Annotated in this window: 17 protein-coding genes and 1 tRNA gene; 11 read left to right on the forward strand and 7 right to left on the reverse strand. The window is 63.9% G+C overall.

Annotated elements, in window-relative coordinates; all coding sequences use genetic code 11:
* Positions 1–2: 2 nt before the first annotated feature.
* The 4 genes from FGL65_RS02240 to FGL65_RS02255 are packed head-to-tail and all read right to left on the reverse strand — an operon-like array spanning position 3 to position 4,684.
* On the reverse strand, positions 3–974 hold the full coding sequence (locus FGL65_RS02240) for an ABC transporter permease (protein WP_147819446.1): 972 nt from the start codon (positions 972–974) through the stop codon (positions 3–5).
* Positions 974–2,086 carry an ABC transporter permease gene (locus FGL65_RS02245; RefSeq protein WP_147819447.1) on the reverse strand — a complete coding sequence of 371 codons (1,113 nt, stop codon included), beginning with the start codon at positions 2,084–2,086 and terminating at the stop codon, positions 974–976. The genes FGL65_RS02240 and FGL65_RS02245 overlap by 1 nt, the downstream gene beginning before the upstream one ends.
* A complete protein-coding gene (locus FGL65_RS02250) occupies positions 2,086–3,678 on the reverse strand; it encodes an ABC transporter ATP-binding protein (RefSeq protein ID WP_147819448.1) in 1,593 nt (530 codons plus the stop codon). Before FGL65_RS02250 ends, FGL65_RS02245 begins: the two co-directional genes overlap by 1 nt.
* A 4-nt stretch (positions 3,679–3,682) precedes the next feature.
* Positions 3,683–4,684 carry a BMP family lipoprotein gene (locus tag FGL65_RS02255; protein ID WP_147819449.1) on the reverse strand — a complete coding sequence of 334 codons (1,002 nt, stop codon included), beginning with the start codon at positions 4,682–4,684 and terminating at the stop codon, positions 3,683–3,685.
* A 518-nt stretch (positions 4,685–5,202) separates the two neighbouring features.
* Between FGL65_RS02255 and FGL65_RS02260 the strand changes: the two genes are divergently transcribed.
* Positions 5,203–7,104 (forward strand): molybdopterin-dependent oxidoreductase, encoded by a 1,902-nt coding sequence (locus FGL65_RS02260; RefSeq protein WP_147819450.1) that lies wholly within the window; start codon positions 5,203–5,205, stop codon positions 7,102–7,104.
* A gap of 211 nt (positions 7,105–7,315) precedes the next feature.
* Here the strand turns inward: FGL65_RS02260 and FGL65_RS02265 are convergent, their stop codons facing one another.
* Both FGL65_RS02265 and FGL65_RS02270 read right to left on the reverse strand, forming a co-directional pair.
* On the reverse strand, positions 7,316–8,572 hold the full coding sequence (locus FGL65_RS02265; RefSeq protein ID WP_147819451.1) for a glycosyltransferase: 1,257 nt from the start codon (positions 8,570–8,572) through the stop codon (positions 7,316–7,318).
* Between the two features lie 2 nt (positions 8,573–8,574).
* A complete protein-coding gene (locus FGL65_RS02270; protein ID WP_147819452.1) occupies positions 8,575–9,747 on the reverse strand; it encodes a glycosyltransferase family protein in 1,173 nt (390 codons plus the stop codon).
* Between the two features lie 293 nt (positions 9,748–10,040).
* Between FGL65_RS02270 and FGL65_RS02275 the strand changes: the two genes are divergently transcribed.
* Together FGL65_RS02275 and FGL65_RS02280 are read left to right on the forward strand one after the other, a co-directional pair.
* Complete coding sequence (locus tag FGL65_RS02275; RefSeq protein WP_147819453.1) at positions 10,041–10,829, forward strand: polysaccharide deacetylase family protein; 789 nt, start codon at positions 10,041–10,043, stop codon at positions 10,827–10,829.
* On the forward strand, positions 10,826–11,686 hold the full coding sequence (locus FGL65_RS02280; protein ID WP_250645548.1) for a GNAT family N-acetyltransferase: 861 nt from the start codon (positions 10,826–10,828) through the stop codon (positions 11,684–11,686). The genes FGL65_RS02275 and FGL65_RS02280 overlap by 4 nt, the downstream gene beginning before the upstream one ends.
* Here FGL65_RS02280 and FGL65_RS02285 read toward each other — a convergent pair.
* Complete coding sequence (locus FGL65_RS02285; protein WP_147819454.1) at positions 11,683–12,165, reverse strand: rubredoxin-like domain-containing protein; 483 nt, start codon at positions 12,163–12,165, stop codon at positions 11,683–11,685. The two genes, FGL65_RS02280 and FGL65_RS02285, sit on opposite strands and share 4 nt — an antisense overlap.
* A gap of 136 nt (positions 12,166–12,301) precedes the next feature.
* Here FGL65_RS02285 and FGL65_RS02290 point away from each other — a divergent pair, with 136 nt between their 5' ends.
* The 8 genes from FGL65_RS02290 to FGL65_RS02325 all read left to right on the forward strand — a co-directional run bounded on the left by FGL65_RS02290 (position 12,302) and on the right by FGL65_RS02325 (position 17,969).
* Positions 12,302–14,047 (forward strand): bacteriohemerythrin, encoded by a 1,746-nt coding sequence (locus FGL65_RS02290; RefSeq protein WP_147819455.1) that lies wholly within the window; start codon positions 12,302–12,304, stop codon positions 14,045–14,047.
* A gap of 99 nt (positions 14,048–14,146) precedes the next feature.
* A tRNA-Phe gene (locus FGL65_RS02295) sits at positions 14,147–14,222 on the forward strand.
* 166 nt (positions 14,223–14,388) lie between these two features.
* Complete coding sequence (locus FGL65_RS02300) at positions 14,389–14,670, forward strand: hypothetical protein (protein ID WP_147819456.1); 282 nt, start codon at positions 14,389–14,391, stop codon at positions 14,668–14,670.
* 26 nt (positions 14,671–14,696) lie between these two features.
* Complete coding sequence (locus FGL65_RS02305) at positions 14,697–16,085, forward strand: sigma-54 interaction domain-containing protein (RefSeq protein ID WP_147819457.1); 1,389 nt, start codon at positions 14,697–14,699, stop codon at positions 16,083–16,085.
* Positions 16,086–16,260: 175 nt separating this feature from the next.
* Entirely contained in the window at positions 16,261–16,665 is a 405-nt protein-coding gene (locus FGL65_RS02310; RefSeq protein WP_147819458.1) for a NifB/NifX family molybdenum-iron cluster-binding protein, read from the forward strand.
* A gap of 109 nt (positions 16,666–16,774) precedes the next feature.
* Positions 16,775–17,050 carry a DUF5320 domain-containing protein gene (locus tag FGL65_RS02315; RefSeq protein ID WP_147819459.1) on the forward strand — a complete coding sequence of 92 codons (276 nt, stop codon included), beginning with the start codon at positions 16,775–16,777 and terminating at the stop codon, positions 17,048–17,050.
* 83 nt (positions 17,051–17,133) lie between these two features.
* On the forward strand, positions 17,134–17,598 hold the full coding sequence (locus FGL65_RS02320) for an iron-sulfur cluster assembly scaffold protein (RefSeq protein WP_147819460.1): 465 nt from the start codon (positions 17,134–17,136) through the stop codon (positions 17,596–17,598).
* Positions 17,595–17,969, forward strand: a complete 375-nt coding sequence (locus tag FGL65_RS02325) for a CGGC domain-containing protein (RefSeq protein WP_147819461.1) — start codon at positions 17,595–17,597, stop codon at positions 17,967–17,969. Before FGL65_RS02320 ends, FGL65_RS02325 begins: the two co-directional genes overlap by 4 nt.
* Positions 17,970–17,972: the final 3 nt, after the last annotated feature.

Consider the following 17,972-nt stretch of genomic DNA (forward strand, 5'->3'; position numbering starts at 1 on the left):
GATCAATGCTCCTTGATGTACGGTTCGCCGTCGGCCGTGGGCGCGATGACCTTGCCCACGAACCCGGCCAGCAGGAACACGGTCAGGGCGTAGGGCAGCATGATGATGAACTGCACGGGAATCTCGCCCACCAGGGGGAGATCCACGCCCTGAAGGCGCGCCTGCAGGGTGTCGGTAAAGGCGAAGATCAGGCAGGCCAGCAGCGTGGTCTTGGGACGCCACTTGCCGAAGATCATGGCCGCCAGGGCCAGGTAGCCCTTGCCCGCGGTCATGTCGCGGATGAAGCTCGCTCCCAGGGAGGTGGACAGGCTGGTGCCGGCAATGCCGCAGAGCACGCCCGCGATCATGACGGCCCGGTACCGGAGCCACTGCACCGAGACACCGGCGGTGTCCACGGCCTCGGGGTTCTCGCCCACGGCGCGCAGGCGCAGGCCGAAGCGGGTCTTGTACAGCATCCAGGAAACGAACGGCACCAGGGCGAAGGCCAGATAGGTGGTGAAGCTGTGGCCGCTGATGACGCCCGAATAGACCGGGCCGATGACCGGCACGTTGGCCAGGGAGTCGGCAAAGGGCAGGGTGATGGCCGTGAACCGCGCGTCATGGGGCAGCGGCGGGGTGTCGCCGTTGATGTGGAAGATGGCGTTGCCGATGGTGGGCGCGAGCCCGGCCACGATGATGTTGATGGCCATGCCCGAAACCACCTGGTTGCCGTGGTGGGTGATGGAGGCATACCCGTGGACGAGCGAAAGAAGCACGCAGGCCGCGATGGCGCAGAACAGGCCCAGCCAGGCCGATCCGGTCATGTAGGCCACGGTGGCGGCCACGAACGCGCCGCCCAGCATCTTGCCTTCCAGGCCGATGTCGATGACCCCGCCGCGCTCGGAACAGAGCCCGGCCAGGGCGGCCAGGATGAGCGGGGTTCCCACGCGGAAGGTGCCGTCCAGCATGTTCAGTATGGTGATGAGGAAGTCCATTATTCGTCACCTCCCTCTTTGGAATCTCTCTTGAGGAACAGGGCCTCGAGCTGGGGCCGGAACATGTGCTCCAGCGCGCCGGTGAACAGGATCACGAAGCCCTGGATGGTCCAGATCATGTCGCTGGTCAGGGTGGGCATCTCAAAGGCCAGCTCGGCGCCGCCCTGGTACAGGGCGCCCATGAGCAGAGAGGCGAAGATGATGCCCAGCGGATGGTTGCGGCCCATGAGGGCGATGGCGATGCCCACGAAGCCGTAGCCGTTGGTGAAGTTGACCACCACCCGGTGCTGCACGCCCATAAGCTCGTTGAGGCCCACCAGGCCGGCCAGCGCGCCGGAGATGAACATGGACAGGATGATGGCCTTGGAGGGCGAGATGCCGCCGTAGACGGCCGCCCGGGGATTCTTGCCCGAGGCGCGGATCTCGAAGCCCCAGCGGGTGCGCCAGATGAAGATCCAGACCGCCACGCAGCAGAGCAGGGCGATGAGAAACGAGAAGTTGAGCGGCGACCGGGCCACGTCCAGGCCGACGGAGGCGAACATCTCGTGGACCTTGGGCATGAAGGATGCGTCCACGAAGTGGTCGGTCTCGGGCAGCTGGGAGCCGGGCTTCTTGAGCCAGTCCACCAGCAGGAAGGTCATCACCGAGGAGGCGATGAAGTTGAACATGATGGTGGTGATGACGATGTGGGAGCCGCGCTTGGCCTGGAGATAGGCCGGGATGAGCGCCCAGAGCCCGCCGAACAGCGCCCCGCCGATGATGGCCAGGGGCAGGATGGCCCAGAAGGGCAGCCCGCCCGAATACAGGCAGACCAGGCCGATGCCCAGGCCGCCGATATAGGCCTGCCCTTCCCCGCCGATGTTGAACAAAAAGCAGTGGAAGGCCATGGCCACGGCCAGGCCCGTGAAAATGAAGTTGGTGGCGTAGTACAGGGTATAGCCGATGCCCTCGCCGAAACCGAAGGCGCCGTAGACGATATGGCCCGCCGCCTCCACCGGGCTTTCGCCCACGGCCAGGATGACCACGGCGGAAACCGCAAAGGCGGCCAGCAGGTTGATGAGCGGGATCAGCCCCGCATTGACCCAGACGGGCAATTTCTTCGGAGCCGCCATTACTGTTTTCCTCCCGAGGCCTCAGCCGCGTTTTTGCACCCGGCCATCATGAGTCCGAGCTTCTGCTCGGTGGCGTCCTTGGCCGCCACCTCGCCGATGATCCTGCCGTCGAACATGACCAGGATGCGGTCGGCAAGGGACATGATCTCATCCAGTTCCACGGAGACGAGCAGCACGGCCTTGCCCGCGTCGCGCATGGCGATGAGCTGCTTGTGGATGAATTCGATGGCTCCGATGTCCACGCCGCGCGTGGGCTGGCCCACCAGCAGCAGGTCCGGGTTCTCCTCCATCTCGCGGGCCAGCACGATCTTCTGCTGGTTGCCGCCGGAAAAGCCCGAGGCCGCGAGGTTCGGAATGGGCGGACGCACGTCGAATTTCTCCATGTGCTCCCGGCAGCGGGCCTCGACCTTGCCCAGGTCCATGAGCACGCGGCCGTTGATGTCCTTGTCCCGGTGGTAGCCCAGGATGGTGTTCTCGGCCGCGGTGAAGTCCATGATCATGCCCATGCGGTGCCGGTCCTCGGCCACGTGGGCGATGCCCTCGCGGCGCAGGTCCTGCGGGTTGGTCTGCCTGCCCGGGGAGGCGATCTCCTCGCCCTTGAACATGATGCGCCCCTTGTTGACCGGGGCGATGCCGGAGAGGACCTCGAGCAGCTCGGACTGGCCGTTGCCGGACACGCCCGCAATGCCGAGAATCTCCCCGGTGCAGATGGAAAAGCTGATGTCCTTGAGGCGCTCCCGCCCCATGCCGTCGGTGTAGCCGACGTTCTCGAGACTGACAACGCACTGGCCGGGCCGGGCCTCTCCCTTTTCCACCCGCAGGAGCACCTTGCGCCCCACCATGAGCTCGGCCAGCTCCTCCTTGGAGGTTTCGGCTGTGGGGCGGTGGGCCACCATGGTGCCTCGGCGCATGACCGAGACATTGTCGGTGATGGCCATGATCTCGCGAAGCTTGTGGGTGATGAGGATGACGGTCTTGCCCTGGCTGCGCAGGGTATCCAGGATGCGGAACAGGTGGTCCGCCTCCTGCGGGGTGAGCACGCCGGTGGGCTCGTCCAGGATCAGGGTCTCGGCGCCGCGGTACAGGGCCTTGAGGATCTCCACGCGCTGCTGCAGGCCCACGGAAAGGTCGCGGATGCGGGCGTCGGGGTCCACATCCAGGCCGTATTCCTCGCCCAGGCGCTTGAGTTCCTTGCGGGCGTGATTCAGGGAGCCCTGGATCATGCCGCCCCGCTCCACGCCGAGGATGACGTTCTCCAGCACGGTGAAGGGCTCCACGAGCATGAAGTGCTGGTGGACCATGCCGATGCCGCGCGAAATGGCGTCCGAGGGGCTGGTGATGTTCACGTCCTGGCCGTTGATGCGGATGCGGCCGCTGTCCGCCTTGTAGAAGCCATAGAGCATGGCCATCATGGTGGACTTTCCTGCGCCGTTCTCGCCCACGATGCCGTGCACCGTGCCCCTGGGCACGGAGATGGACACGTCGCGGTTGGCGTGAACGGGACCGAAATGCTTGTTCAGCCCGATAAGCTCAACGGCGGGAGGGGTGGCCCCTCCCGCCGCGCTTACGGCTTGTGCGCCGGGTTCTGTCATAGTGCTACTTGTCCATGATGTCGAAGTAGTTGGTAACCTTGATTTCGCCGGAAATGATCTTGGCCTTGGCTTCTTCCACCTTGGCCTTCATTTCGTCGGTGATCAGGGACTTGTTGTATTCGTCGTAGGCCCAGTCCACGCCCTTTTCCTTGAGGCCCAGGAGCAGGAGGCCGCCCTTGAAGCTGCCGTTCTTGGCGGCCTTCAGGGCGTCGTACACGGCCAGGTCCACGCGCTTGACCATGGAGGTCAGCACGCTGCCCGGATGCAGGTAATTCTGGTTGCTGTCCACGCCGATGGAGAACTTGCCGGCGTCGGCACAGGCCTGGAGCACGCCGTTGCCGGAGCTGCCGGCTGCGGCGTAGATCACTTCGGCGCCGCGGTCCATCTGGCCGCGCGCCAGCTCGCCTGCGCGGATCGGGTCGGCCCAGGCGGACGGGGTGGTGCCGGTCATGTTCATGAGCACCTTGGCGCCCGGCTTCACGTACTTGACGCCTTCCTCGTAGCCGAGGTGGAACTTGCGGATCAGGGGAACGTCCATGCCGCCCACGAAGCCGACGGTGTCGCCCTTGGCCTTCATGGCCGCCAGCATGCCCACCAGGAAGGAACCTTCATGCTCCTTGAACTGGATGGACTGCACGTTGGGCTGCTTGACCTCGCTGTCGATGATCACGAACTTGGTGTCCGGGAATTCCGGGGCCAGCTTTTCGAGAACGCCCTGGTAGGAGAAGCCGACGACCACGATGATATCGGTGCCCCGGGAGGCGAAACGGCGGATGGCCTGTTCGTACTGGGTTTCGTTGGTGGGTTCGAAGTCGCGGTACTTGTCGCCGAATTCCTTGCGGAACATTTCAGCGCCCTTGTAGGCTGCTTCGTTGAAGGACTTGTCGAACTTTCCGCCCATGTCATAGATGAGGGCGGCCTTGAGAGGGCCTGCGGCAAAGGCCGAACCGGCCAGCAGGGTCATGAGGACAGCAGCAAAAAAAACACGCATCAGTTTGTGGACCATGATTCCTCCACGGTTGTTGTGATCGCTCCCCGAACCTCCCGGGAAACCGGACAATACTCTCCATCATACATTGCAAACAGCATGAAGCATGCAGCTTTCCGGTAGATGCAAGCGCCCCCCAGAGGCTTGACGGGAGCGCACCGGACCCGCGACATACCCGGTTTGTACTAGTATATCAATGATCATGGCAACAAAATCTCAGATCACAACCAAGAGTTTTTGCCCTTCCGTCACCGCATCTGGACAAACGTCACAACGGGCTCCCGGGCAAGGACCGAAATTTTTTTCCGAAATCGTGCCGGGTTAGGCTCCTGACCATCAGGAGGCTTATTGTAGCCGCATCAATTTTCCCAATGGAAACCGATCAGAAATTTCAATCGAATTTTCTTCGGCATTTTTCGCCGTGCCCCGGAAAAAGGGCGCATTGCGCGGCCCGGGGGACGGAATGGTCACTTTTCCGCATGGCGGGTTGACCCGGCCGCAAATATACCGGAAAACCCTGTGCAAGGAGATTGCCCATGAAAGTCATAACCGCCTGCACCCTGGACTGTCCGGACACCTGTTCCTGCATCGTGGATACCGAAAAGAGAACGGTTTCCGGCAACCCGGACCATCCCATCACCAAGGGCGTGGTCTGCGGCAAGGTCAAGAATTTCTTCGGACGGCTGGATGCAAGCGAACGCATCACCGAGCCGCTGCTCAGGAAGGACGGCTCGTTCGTTCCGGTCGGCTGGGACGAGGCCCTGGACCTGTGCGCAAAAAAGATCGACGCGCTGCGCACGAGCCCGGAAAAGATCCTGCACATGCGCGGCTACGGCTACCGGGGCATCTTCGCCCATGCCAGCTCTGCCTTTTTCCGGGCCTTGGGATCGTCCACCATCAGGGGCTCCATCTGCGACGGAGCCGGAACCGAGGCCATGACCCGCTGCTGCGGCTCGCTCATGGCCAACGACCCCGAGGACCTGTTCCACGCCCGGCGCATCGTCAACTGGGGGCGCGACCTTTCCCGCAGCTCCATCCACACCGGCCTCATCGTCCGGGAGGCCCGCAAGCGCGGCGTCGAGGTGCTGACCATCTCCGTGGGCGGCGACGGCAACGACGCCTTCAGCGACGAGACCATCACCATCCGGCCCGGCACGGACCGCTTCCTGGCCGCGGCAGTCATCAAGCTGTACCTGGAATCCGGCCTGCTCGATTCCGGGGTCATCGCCCGCACCTCCAACTGGCCCGTGTTCCGCGGGCTGGTGGAATCGCTCTCCCTGGACGAGCTCTGCGCCGCCTGCGGGCTCTGCGCCGAGGACGTGGAGGTGCTCTTCGACTGGTACGAGCAGCCCGGAGCCGTGGCCACCCTGGTGGGCTGGGGCATGCAGCGCTATGTCAACGGCGGGGAAAACGTCCGATACGTGGCCTCCCTGGGCATGCTGGCCGGGCACATCGGCCGCAAGGGCGGCGGCGTGCACTTCGGTTTTCCCTCTAGCCGCAACTTCAAGAAATGGTGGGCCGAGACCGAGCAGCCCGCGCCTGCGGAACGCCGGGAAATGCTCGTCTTCGACCTGGCAAACGAATTGCGCAGGGCGGACCCGCCCGTGGAATTCGCCTTTATCGACGGCGTGAACGCGGCCACCCAGCTCCCGGATTCCCTGGGCGTGGCCGCCGAGCTGGAACGCATCCCCTTCGTGGTCTGCATGGAGGGATACATGACCGACACGGCCCGGGCAGCGGACCTGATCCTGCCGCCCGCATACATGTTCGAACGCGACGAGGTGGCCGGTTCCTGGCTGCACAACTTCGTCCAGTACTCGCGCCAGGCCGTGGAGCCGCCCAACCAGTGCCGGGACATCTACGACGTGCTGGCCGACCTGGGAGCGCGCCTGGCCTCGCCCGTGTGCTTCCCCAACCGGGGCCGCTGCATTTCCTCGTCCCTGGAGGATTCCGGCATCAGCCTCGAGGAACTGAGCGAAAAGGGCTTTGCACGCGGGCACTGGCCCATGGTGGCCTATGAAGGCATGCGTTTTGACACCCCGGACCGCAAGTTCCTGTTCCCGGAGGCCCTTTCCCCTATCCCGGACCGCGACCCGGACTTTCCCCTGCAGCTGCTCTCCCTGGTGCAGGGCAAGTACCTGCAGTCGCAGCTTCCCGAAGCGGACCAGCGCGGCGTCCCAACGGTGCAGATTTCCCCGCACAGCCCGGCCTGGGATTTCCTGGACCTGAACCGGGACGTCTACCTTGCCAGCCCGCTGGGGAGCATGCAGGTCCGGGTGGAGCCGGACGACACACTGCACCCCGAGGCCGTGGTCCTGCGCCGGGGCGGCTGGACCCGGTTCGGCCGCAATCCCAACGCCGTGATCCAGGCCCGCTCCACTGACATGGGTGAAAACTCGGCCTACTACAGTCAGCCCGTCCGGCTGGAGAACAGATAAGGACCATCCGTACCCTTATCAGGGCAATCTGAATATCACCAAACGCATCTAAAAAAGAAACCGCCCGGTGGCCTGAAAGCCACCGGGCGGTTTGTATTCATATATTAATTCTTTCGTGGGTACGGATTCAGCTTGAGCAAAGCAAACGCTAAAAACGTACCCGCAACCCAGGCTTTGCAAAGGGGATTATCCCCTTTGCCCGCCGGAGGCATCACTCCCTGCCGCAGGGAACCCCGTGGGACTTGTAGATGTTCCCCAGATCTTCGATGAGCTTCTTGTTGTTGAAGACCTGGCTCACCTTTTCCCGCGCGGCCGGGATGACCCGCTGGCGCAGCGCGTTGTCCGTGAGCAGCCTCTCGATGACCTCGGCCATGCCGTCCACGGACTCGGACTCGCAGAGCAGCCCGGTCTTCTCGTGCTCCACCAGCTCGGGCACGCCCGAAATGTTGGTGGAGGCCACGGGCACGCCCATGGCCATGGACTCGGCCACCACGTTGGGAATGCCGTCCCGGTCGCCGTCCTTGGCCAGGCGGCACCCGAGCACGAACAGGTCCGCGGTTTCGAAATGCCTGATGACCTGCTCGTGGGTGATGGTCCCGGGCATGTCCACCACGTCGCCGAGCCCCAGCTCCTCGATCTGGGCCAGCACCTTGTCGCGGTCCGCGCCGTCGCCGATGAGCGTGTAGCGGAAGTCGAGCCCCTTGTCGCGCAGCTTGCGCAGGGCCCGCAGGATGATATCCAGCCCCTTCTTGGGCACGAACCGGGCCACGGTCATGACCGAATACGGGGCCTCGGCGGTCTGCGAACGGCCGTTGGGGGAAAACAGATCCAGGTTGATGCCGTGGTACACGCAGTGCACGGGCTTGAGGCTGCCCGCCATTTCGGTCAGGTGCCGCTTGTTGTATCGGGTGCAGGTGACCAGGAACTTGGCCCGCTCGATCTTGTCCAGAATGCGCACCGGGTCCTGTGTGTAGATGTCCTTGGCGTGGCCCGTGAAGCTGAAGGGAACGCCCTCGAAATGGGCCGCGTACATGCCCACGGTGGTGGGCGTGTGGGCAAAATGGGCATGGATGTGCGCCAGCCCCATGCCCTTGGCCTTGCGCACCAGGAAGGCGGCCTGCATGTAGTGCTTGAGCCAGGTGTGCTTCTTGGGCGCGGATGCGAACCGGGAAAAGAGCAGCTTCAGGCCCGAAAGGAACCGGCCGGGCCGCTCCAGCAGGAGCATGAAGGTGTGCCAGAGCAGCACGGGCAGTTCCCGGACCATGGACTCGGGCAGATAGGTGACTCCGGCCTGGATCTCCTTGACCGAATCGTGGCTGAAGGCCTCGCGCGGCTGGCGCATGGAAAAGATGTGGATCCGGAAACCCATGGTTTCCAGCAGGCGGATTTCATTGGAAATGAACGTTTCCGAGATGCGCGGAAACCCCTTGAGCACCATGCCCAAGGTCGTACGTGCGGTATCGGCCATTGTTAGTCCTCGCTATGGTTACGGAACTGCGCAAGGCGGTTGCGCATGAAATCGAGCCCGGTCATGGAAAAATTCTGCATGGCGTTCTGGTAGGGCCAGGGATCGTCGAGCATGGCGTCCACCTTGGCGCGCATGGCCTCCGGGCTGAGCTTGTCCCACTCGATGTAGTCCACCAGACCGCGCTCGGCAAAGACCCGGGCGCGGATGAGCTGTTCCTCGCGCGGATGGTCGCGCGGGATGATCAGGGCCACCTTTTTCTGGGAAAGGATCTCGCACAGGGTGTTGTAGCCGCCCATGCTGATGACCAGGTCGGCCTGGGCGATCTTCTTTTCCAGGTTCTTGACGAAGGCGGTGAAGCGCACGCCCAGCCTGCGGGCGCGCTGGGCCAGGCTGTCCAGCTTGTCGTCCGGCAGGAACGGGCCGGTGATCATGAGGGTCTTGAAGGTCACGCCGCCGTTGTTTTCCAGCATGGTCAGGTAGTTGTCCAGCACGGGGTAGCCGTCACCGCCCCCGCCGATGGTCACCACCACCAGCTTCTCCTTTTTCCTGCCGTTGCGCGGCGTGGGTCTCTTGCGCGGGATGTACCCGGTGAAACGGGTCTTGGCCGCGATGTCCTCGGGAAAGGAGTACTCCATGATCGGGTCGTACAGGGTCTGGTCGCCGTAGACCCAGATCTCGGTGTACAGCTCGCGCAGCACCTCGATGTACTGCTTGCGATCCCATTCCTCGCGGGTGTTCTCCACGTTGTCCAGGATGTCGCGCAGGCCGAGCACGATGCGCGCCTTGGGACAGTACCGCCGCAGCCACTTGAGCGTGGGCTTTACCTCGTCCTTGAGCCCGGTGGGCACCTTGTCCACGATGAACAGGTCCGGCTTGAAGGTCTTGGTGGTGGCGGTGATGATGTTGCGTCGGATGGCGATGGCCTGCTTGGGATCCACCTTGATGGAGTGCGGCACGTAGACCGTGTTGGACTGCTTGATCATGCCCGGAACGCGCACGAAATCCACGCCCTGGGGGAGGTTGTAGCGCCCGGCGATGGGCGACCCCGTGAGGATGAGGATGTTGACGTCCTTCTGCACCATGGCGCGGGCAATGGCCATGGTCCGGCGGATGTGTCCCAGCCCGTAGGTGTCGTGGGAATACATCAGGATGTTGTAGGTGCCGTTTGTGCTCATGGCTTGTTCAGTCGCTCTTGGATCGGTATTCGGGTGGTTCATGCGCCGGACAGGGACGATATAATCTCTACTGCCTTGTGTCCAATGAAAGTCCTTGCTTGTTCATGACAACCGTCTTCCGATAACCCGGGTCTGATAATTACGGTGACGGGGTCAGCGCGGGAAAGGCGACTGAGTATCCTGAAACGAAATCACCGTCACATTATCGCACAATCGACAGGCCATTGCCACCCCCTTATTGCGTTGGCCTTTGGACTCCACTTTTGCTACACCTCCCCTTCGAGGGAGCAGCGATGATCGAAAAGGCATTGGCCGACATCCGGCGGGAACTGGACGCCTGGGGCGAGACGGGGCGCACCGCCTTCCTGTGGTGGCGCGACGACGACGCGGCCCGGGCCACGCCCGAGCTGGAAACCCTGCTGGCCCTTTCCGCACGCTATTCCATCCCCTGCAACCTGGCCGTGATTCCCGCCCGGGCAGAGGGCTCGCTGCAGGAACGGCTGGCCGCCGCCGGCCAGGTCTGGGTGCTCCAGCACGGATACGCCCACGTGAACCACGCCCCGCGCAACCAGGGCCTGGGGGCCTGGGAGCTGGGCCTGCACCGACCCCTGGAGCAGATTCTTCTTGACCTGAAACGCGGCAGGGAAGAACTTGAGGCCCTGTTCGGCGGGCGCTTCGTTCCGGCGGTGGTGCCTCCCTGGAACCGCATTGACCCGGCCCTGTTTCCGCACCTGCGTCCCCTCGGCTTTTGCGGGGTGTCTGCGGAATGGAACCGTGACCAGACCTTTGAAATCGACGGCGTGCGCATAGTGTCGGCGCACGCGGACCTGCTGCGCTGGAAAGGAAAACAGGCCGCCTTTGCAGGGGCCGGACGCGTGGCCCAAAGCCTGGTGGAACACCTGCGGGCCAAGCGGCTCGGTCGGGCCGAACCCCGAGAACCCTCGGGAGTGCTCACCCATCACCTGGAGATGGACGGGCCGGCCTGGGAATTCATGGACGTCCTGCTGCGGGCGACAACGACACACGGTGCGTGCCGCTGGCTGGCGGCGGAAGATATTTTTGCACAGGGGAGAGACAAGTGACCCCAAAAATACGACGTGTGGATCCGCGGGACATTCCCGCCATCTGCGAACTGCTGCATGAAAACATGAACAGCACCTTTTCCGTGGAGCGCTGGCGCAGGCTGTTCCAGCCCAACTGGTGCGACGGCCGTCCCCAGGACATGGGGCTTGTGGTGGAGGACGCGGGCAGGATCGTGGGCTTTCACGGCCATGTCTGTTCCCACCGCATGATCCGAGGCCAGCGGGAGCGGTTCGTCAACTTTTCCTCCTGGTACCTGCTCAAGGAATACCGGGGCCTGGGCCTGGGCGGCAAGCTGGTCCGCAAGGCCATCGAGGACCCGGAATCCACGTACACGGTCTTTTCCCTTTCCCCCAAACGCACGGAAATGTTCCGCACCCTGGGCATGGAGCCGCTCGAAAACCAGCGGCTGCTCTGGCGCAAGAGGGGGCCGGCCGAAATCAGCCTGACCACGGACGTGGACAACATCTGGTACCGGGTCTGGCCCGAGGAGCAGCGCTTCCTGGACGACAACTCCCCCTACGGCGTGGAGGCCTGCCTGGTCACCTCCAGCTGCGACGAATGTCTGGTGCTTTTCACCGTGTCCGAAAAGGGCGACGGCACCACCTATTTCGACGTGCTCTACCGCAACAACCCGCGCATGTTCACGGAACTGGCCCAGTCCATTGCCAACGCCATCCTCCCGGACGGCGACGCGGTGCTGGCCGCGGACCGGCGTTTCGCGCTCGGGGGCGGCCTGGACGCCCGGGTGGAAACGATCCGTTCCCCGCGATTCTTCAAGGCGCCCGACCGCCTCAAGCCCGAGGACGTGGACCTGCTCTATTCGGAACTGCAGCTCCTGGACCTGAAGCTCGACTAGCCCGGGCTGAAAAACCGCCCCTGCACGGCATGGCACACCGGACAGCGCTCCGGGGCCTCGCCCTCGGCCAGGAAACCACAGACGCCGCAGACCTGGTAGTGCGCGTCCCTGTCCTCGTCGAACCGTGCCAGCCTGCCCTTGTGGCCCACGGCCGTCTTCAGGAACTGGGACAGCATGGACTCGCCGGCGCGGTCCCTTGCCTCTTGCAGCCTGGCGAGCATGTCCGGGTAGTCTGCAAGGATATCCTCCAGCTTTTCCCTGGCCACGGCCAGGTTCTCCCCGGTGTCCCCGAGCTTGCCGCGCAAAAGCATGAGCAGCTTCCCGGCGTGCACCTCCTGGCCCGCGGCCACCGCCCGCAGCAGTCTGGCCGCCCGGGGATGGCCGTCCTTGTCCGCCTTGAGCGCGGCCATGGCGTTGCGCGCCGCATTGCGCGATTCGCGCGAGAAGGCCACGGCCAAAATCACTTCATTGTCATTCATTTTCCGTCCTCTTCGTACTGTAATGCCGATAACTATTCTCTTGAAAGCGCCCTGTGGCTGAGGCACTATCGGGAACGGGTTTTTCATCCTACATGTGCCCGTGTTTTCTGATCAACCATTTTCCCGGAGAATTCGCATGGTTCGCTCTCTTTACACGTTCCTGTCACTTGTTGCCGTCCTTTTCGCCGCCCTGGGCGCGGGCGTCCTCCTGTCCGCCGCAGGCGTATGGCAGTGGCTGGGAATCGGAGCGGCTCTGATCGGGATCGGCCTGAGCATTGCGGCCCTGTTCGCGGCCCGTGGCAGTTCCAGGATACCGGCGGAAAAGGTGGCCCGGACAGCCGAAAGCCTGGCCCTGGGCAAACCCGTGAAAATAGACGACAGCTATGGCGACCTGACTCGCGGCCTGGGACTCCTCATGGAACTGTACGACGAACAGCGCTCCAGGGCGGACGAGGCGGAAAGCCTGCTGGAATCCCTGCGCGCGGAATCCGCCGAGGCCGTGGCCCATGCCCAGGAAGCGCGCGCCAAGGCCGAACAGGCCCGGAAAGAGGGCTTGCTCGAGGCCGGTGAACGGCTGCGGGGACTGGTCTCCGGGCTGGCCGCCTCCGGCGAGCGCCTTTCCGCCCAGGTGGAGCAGGTCAACAAGGGGGCCGTCCTTCAGAATGAACGGGCCGACGAAACCCTCAATTCCGTGGAAGACCTCACCGCGCGCATCCTGGATGTGGCCCGCGGCGCGGGCGAAGCGGCCGACAGCGCCAATGCGGCCCGGGAGAAGGCCGAGGACGGCTCCGAGGAAGTGCGCAAGGTGGTGGAATCGGTCATGGACGTGCAGGCCCGCACCGGGCGCATGAAGCAAGGCCTGGACAGCCTGGGCACCCGCGCCGAGGGCATCGGTCAGATCATGGGCATGATCACGGACATTGCGGACCAGACCAACCTCCTGGCCTTGAACGCGGCCATCGAGGCGGCCCGCGCCGGTGACGCCGGGCGCGGCTTCGCGGTGGTGGCCGACGAGGTGCGCAAGCTGGCCGAAAAGACCATGCAGGCCACCAAGGAAGTGGAGGAGGCGGTGCTGGCCATCCAGCAGGAAACCCGCACCAGCATCCGGGAAATGGACGAGGCGGCCAGCGCCGTGGAACAAAGTGCGCAACTGGCCCAGGACGCGGGGAACGCCCTGCGCGAGATCGTCGAGATCGTCGGGCTTTCCGACCGCCAGGTGCGCGAGATCGCCTCGGCCGCCGAGCAGCAGTCCGCGGCCAGCGAGGAAATCAATTCGGCCATCGGCGACGTGAGCCGCATTGCCGCGGAAACCGCCGACGGCATGCGGGAATCCTCGGATGCCCTGCACGCCTTGGGCGCCATGTCCGAAAAACTCGGGGACTTCGTCTTCGAGCTCACGGGTCAGCGCATGGAAAAGGTCCGGGTCGAACCGGCGCGAAAGGCGGTTGCCGCAGCAGCTCCCGCCGCACAGTCCGGGGGCATGATCCAGTGGGACGACAGCTTTTCCGTGGGCGTGAAGGAAATCGACCGCCAGCACCAGCGGCTCATGGAGCTGATCAACGCCCTGCACGACGCCATGCGCTCGGGCAAGGGCAACAACGTCATGGGAAGGATCCTCGGGGAGCTCAAGGACTACACGGTCACCCATTTCGCCTACGAGGAAGACCTCTTTTCCAAACACGAATATCCGGGTCGGCTGGCGCACGAGGCCGCCCACCGGAAGCTCGTGGGCCAGGTCATGGATTTCGAATCCCAATTCGTTTCGGGCAAGGCGGCCATCACCATGGACCTCATGCTCTTCCTCAAGGACTGGCTCATCAACCACATCCAGAAGACCGACAAGAAGTACGGCCCGTTCCTGAACGGCAGGGGGGTTCACTGATTCCGGCTCGCCGGGAAAATCGGTTTTTTTGAATTTTTCCTGCAAAAAACCCTTGCCAAGCATGGCCGCATTCGGTAGACATGCTCTCCGCAACACGGAGCCGAGGTAGCTCAGTTGGTAGAGCAGCGGACTGAAAATCCGCGTGTCGGCAGTTCAATTCTGTCCCTCGGCACCACTCGAAAACGCAAGCCCTTCATCACCACGATGGAGGGCTTTTTCGTTGCCCCAAAACCGTTTCCCACCCTGCATTTCCCCGGCCGCAATTGACTCGCCCGACGTTCGGTGATTGAATGTCGTTTTCGTTTACCAAACCGGATTTTCCGCAGCACAAAGGAACGACCATGTCCGACAATACCATTGCCTCCCTTGAACGCGAACTCGCCGAATTTCTGGGCGCGGACCTGCCCGAACATCCCGCCGCAGACGTGCATGAAGCCCTGCAGGTGGCCACGCTTCTGGAATCCAAAGGCTATGCCTTCACCCTCAGGGACCTGTGCCCCAAAAGCATGAGTTCCAACTGGCGGGCCTGTTTCACCAAGGACGGCGACGAATTCGCCTCCGAAGGTCCGGAATCCGCCCTGGCCGTCTGCACAGCGGCCGTCGCCGCCCTCAGGAACGCCTAAGGCCTTTGCCGCAGGGAGAGAAAGCCATGCCCAGCCACGAACCGTCCTGCACGCAATACCAGGCCATCCTGGAAAGCATCTCCGACGGCGTGTTCACCGTGGACCTGGACTGGCGCATCACCTCCTTCAACCGCGCCGCCGAGGAGATCACGGGCATCCCCCGGCACGAGGCCCTGGGCAAGCCGTGCTCCGAGGTCTTCCGCTCCACCATGTGCAACGAACGCTGCTGCCTGCGCGAAACCAGGCGCACGGGCAAACCGCTGGTGGGGCGCAGCGGGTACATCATCGACGCGGCCGGGAACCGGATTCCCATCAGCCTGTCCACGGCCGTGCTGCGCAACGCACAGGGCACGGTCATCGGCGGGGCCGAAACCTTCCGCGACCTAAGCGAGGTGGAGGCGCTGCGCCACGAGCTGGACGCCAGCTTCCGCGCGGGGGACCTGGTCAGCCGCAGCCCGCTCATGCAGCGCGTGTTCGCCTCCCTGGAACCCGTGGCCGCCAGCTCCAGCACCGTGCTCATCCTGGGCGAGACCGGCACGGGCAAGGAGCTCATCGCCCGCACCATCCACCAGCTGAGCCCGCGCGCAAACGGCCCGTTCGTGGCCGTGAACTGCGGCGCCCTACCCGAGTCCCTGCTGGAATCCGAGCTCTTCGGGTACAAAACCGGGGCCTTTACCGGGGCGGAAAGGGACAAGCCCGGCCGGTTCAGCCTGGCCGCGGGCGGCGTCCTGTTCCTGGACGAGATCGGCGCCATCAGCCCGGCCATGCAGGTGCGCCTGCTCCGGGCGCTCCAGGAGCGTACCTACGACCCCCTGGGCAGTGTCCGCCCCGAGACCTCGGACGTGCGCATCATTGCCGCCACCAACAGCGACCTGGCCGAACTGGTGCGGCAGAAAAAGTTCCGCGAGGACTTCTACTACCGCATCAACGTGGCCCGCGTGGAGCTGCCCCCCCTGCGCCAGCGCAAGGAGGACATCCCGCTGCTGTGCATGGATTTCATCCAGCATTTCAACGCTCTGCAGGGCGCACAGGTGGAGGGTCTCAGTTCCGAGACCCTTTCCCTGCTCATGCTCCATTCCTGGCCCGGAAACGTCCGGGAACTGCGCAACGTTATCGAGCGGGCCTTCATTGTCCGCCAGGAAGGGCTCATCGAACCGGCCCACCTGCCGCCGGACTTTCTCCGCCAGGTGGGGCACGAGGACGCACCCACACTCCAGGGGCTGGACCAGGCCGTGAAAAACCTGGAGACCCAGCTCATCCGCAACGCCCTGGCCCGCCACAACGGCAACCGGCTGGCCGCGGCCAGGGAACTGGGCATCCACAAAAGCACCCTGTTCCGCAAGATCCGCCAACTGAGGATCGAACTGCCCAACAGAGACGGCCGGTCCCGGCTCCGGAACGACGGCGCAGAGTAGCGATTTCGCGACTCCATTTACAGGAAAGGTCGCATTTTTGCGACTCTACTCCCTTTCACGAGGGCTCTCATCTTCATTTATTTCACCTGAAAAACAACAGGTTAGGCAGAAAGGTTCCTAGAGTCTCAGCCTGGCATGGTTACTGCTTTTGAAAGGGCAAAGGAGCAACGCACGCATGAACGCAGCCTTCAGCACATGGCAGGGACGGATTGCGCCGGTCTTTGACGTGGCCCCGGACGTGGCCCTGGCCGGCCCAACCGCAGCCCCCGGAGAACTCCCACGGGCCTCCCTGGACTGCCGCACCCCGGAAACGATCCTGGCCTCGCTCCGCGAGCGCGGGATTTCCGTGCTGGTCTGCGGTGCCATATCCCGTCCGCTGCAACTCTTCCTCGCCAGCCAGGGCATCGCCATCCATGCCTTTGTCACCGGAGAGGTGGCCGAGGTGGTGCGGGCCTGGCACGAAGGCCGCCTGGACGAGGAACGGTTCCGCATGCCCGGATGCGGCGGAATGCGAGGCGGCCGGGGAAAGCGTCAGCGGCGCCGTGGGGGACGCCCTCCATGGCGCGGCGCGCCCCTGTAGGGAACGTTCATCCGTGCAGCCATGCAATGCTTGCTCCCGGACAGGGAGCGATGTACAAAGGCCGCGCCCCTTTGGTGCGGCCGGAATCCTCAACAACCAGGAGGTTGTCATGCCAGGAAGAGACGGAACAGGTCCCATGGGAATGGGATCGCGCACCGGAAGAGGTCTTGGTGTTTGCACCGGAGCCAATGCACCCCGCCGCGGCCGGTGGGTCGGAGCCGGGTTCGGCATGGGCTACCGGGGGTACCGCTGGCAGGGAAACGTCCCGGCCTACGCCCCCGCGGCCCCGAACGACCGGCAGGCCCTCGAGGAACGCGCCGCGTTGCTTGAAGCGGAATTGAAAGACCTGCAGCAGCGCATTGCCGAGCTTGAGCAGGAAGAATAACAACCACGCCCCCCGGGCGCATACCGGATACGGCGGCGGGCGGCCCACTACCGCAAGCCGCCGTACAGATGATGGAACGTAGAATGAACGACCTCGACCAGTTCGTAACCAACCTGCAAGACAACCTGAACACCCAGGCGCGCGAAACCTACGGCGACGCCGCCTTTGAGAGATGGCGCAACCCGCCCAACCACGGAATGCCCGCCGGGGCCAACGGCCACGGCGTTTCCACGGGCAGCTGCGGCGACACCATCGAAATATTCCTCAAGATCGAAAACGATACGGTTCAGGATTCCGGTTTTCTCACCGACGGATGCGCCTCGAGCATCATCAGCGGCTCCATGGCCGCGGAACTGGCCCTGAACAAGGGCTGCGAAGATCTCACGTCCATCACCGGAGAGAAGGTTCTCGAGGCCCTTGGCGGAAATCTCGGGAACGACGCGCACTGCGCCTGGCTGGCGGCCAACGCCCTTCACGACGCGGTCGGGGACTACTTCAGAAGCATTCTGCACCCAAACGCAAACTCCGCTTCACGGGAGACACCATGACCAAAATCGGCATCATTCGCTGCGAAAAGAACGAAAACAAATGTCCGCTCACCGCCTGCTTCACCTGCCTGGAGCAGAAGACCCAGGCCTTCAAGGACTATGAACAGACCACGCTGGCGGGCGTCTTCACCTGCCGGTGCGACCAGGACAACGTGGAAGACCTGGCGAAAATCCTCAAGGCCAAGGGCGCCGAGGCCATCCATGTGCCCACCTGCCTGTTCGCCAACAAAGTGGACGGGCAATGGATCATGGAGGGCGGCGGCCTGTGCGACCGGCTCGACTCCCTGCTCGAACGCATGCGCCAGGCTACGGGCCTACCCTGCGTCATGGGCTCCGCGCATCTGCCCGAGGGCTTTGCGCCGGAAATTTAGCCG

The sequence above is a fragment of the Salidesulfovibrio onnuriiensis genome (genome assembly GCF_008001235.1).
In the GTDB taxonomy this organism is placed as follows: Bacteria; Desulfobacterota; Desulfovibrionia; order Desulfovibrionales; family Desulfovibrionaceae; genus Pseudodesulfovibrio; species Pseudodesulfovibrio onnuriiensis.

Excerpts from the sequence above, each read along its gene's own strand:
- FGL65_RS02265 (WP_147819451.1), bottom strand. The coding sequence starts at position 8,572 with ATGGCCGATACCGCACGTACGACCTTGGGCATGGTGCTCAAGGGGTTT.
- FGL65_RS02290 (WP_147819455.1), top strand. The coding sequence starts at position 12,302 with ATGGTTCGCTCTCTTTACACGTTCCTGTCACTTGTTGCCGTCCTTTTC.
- FGL65_RS02315 (WP_147819459.1), top strand. The coding sequence starts at position 16,775 with ATGCCAGGAAGAGACGGAACAGGTCCCATGGGAATGGGATCGCGCACC.
- FGL65_RS02255 (WP_147819449.1), bottom strand. The coding sequence starts at position 4,684 with ATGGTCCACAAACTGATGCGTGTTTTTTTTGCTGCTGTCCTCATGACC.
- FGL65_RS02250 (WP_147819448.1), bottom strand. The coding sequence starts at position 3,678 with ATGACAGAACCCGGCGCACAAGCCGTAAGCGCGGCGGGAGGGGCCACC.
- FGL65_RS02245 (WP_147819447.1), bottom strand. The coding sequence starts at position 2,086 with ATGGCGGCTCCGAAGAAATTGCCCGTCTGGGTCAATGCGGGGCTGATC.
- FGL65_RS02305 (WP_147819457.1), top strand. The coding sequence starts at position 14,697 with ATGCCCAGCCACGAACCGTCCTGCACGCAATACCAGGCCATCCTGGAA.
- FGL65_RS02260 (WP_147819450.1), top strand. The coding sequence starts at position 5,203 with ATGAAAGTCATAACCGCCTGCACCCTGGACTGTCCGGACACCTGTTCC.
- FGL65_RS02275 (WP_147819453.1), top strand. The coding sequence starts at position 10,041 with ATGATCGAAAAGGCATTGGCCGACATCCGGCGGGAACTGGACGCCTGG.
- FGL65_RS02285 (WP_147819454.1), bottom strand. The coding sequence starts at position 12,165 with ATGAATGACAATGAAGTGATTTTGGCCGTGGCCTTCTCGCGCGAATCG.
- FGL65_RS02300 (WP_147819456.1), top strand. The coding sequence starts at position 14,389 with ATGTCCGACAATACCATTGCCTCCCTTGAACGCGAACTCGCCGAATTT.
- FGL65_RS02270 (WP_147819452.1), bottom strand. The coding sequence starts at position 9,747 with ATGAGCACAAACGGCACCTACAACATCCTGATGTATTCCCACGACACC.
- FGL65_RS02325 (WP_147819461.1), top strand. The coding sequence starts at position 17,595 with ATGACCAAAATCGGCATCATTCGCTGCGAAAAGAACGAAAACAAATGT.
- FGL65_RS02320 (WP_147819460.1), top strand. The coding sequence starts at position 17,134 with ATGAACGACCTCGACCAGTTCGTAACCAACCTGCAAGACAACCTGAAC.
- FGL65_RS02310 (WP_147819458.1), top strand. The coding sequence starts at position 16,261 with ATGAACGCAGCCTTCAGCACATGGCAGGGACGGATTGCGCCGGTCTTT.
- FGL65_RS02240 (WP_147819446.1), bottom strand. The coding sequence starts at position 974 with ATGGACTTCCTCATCACCATACTGAACATGCTGGACGGCACCTTCCGC.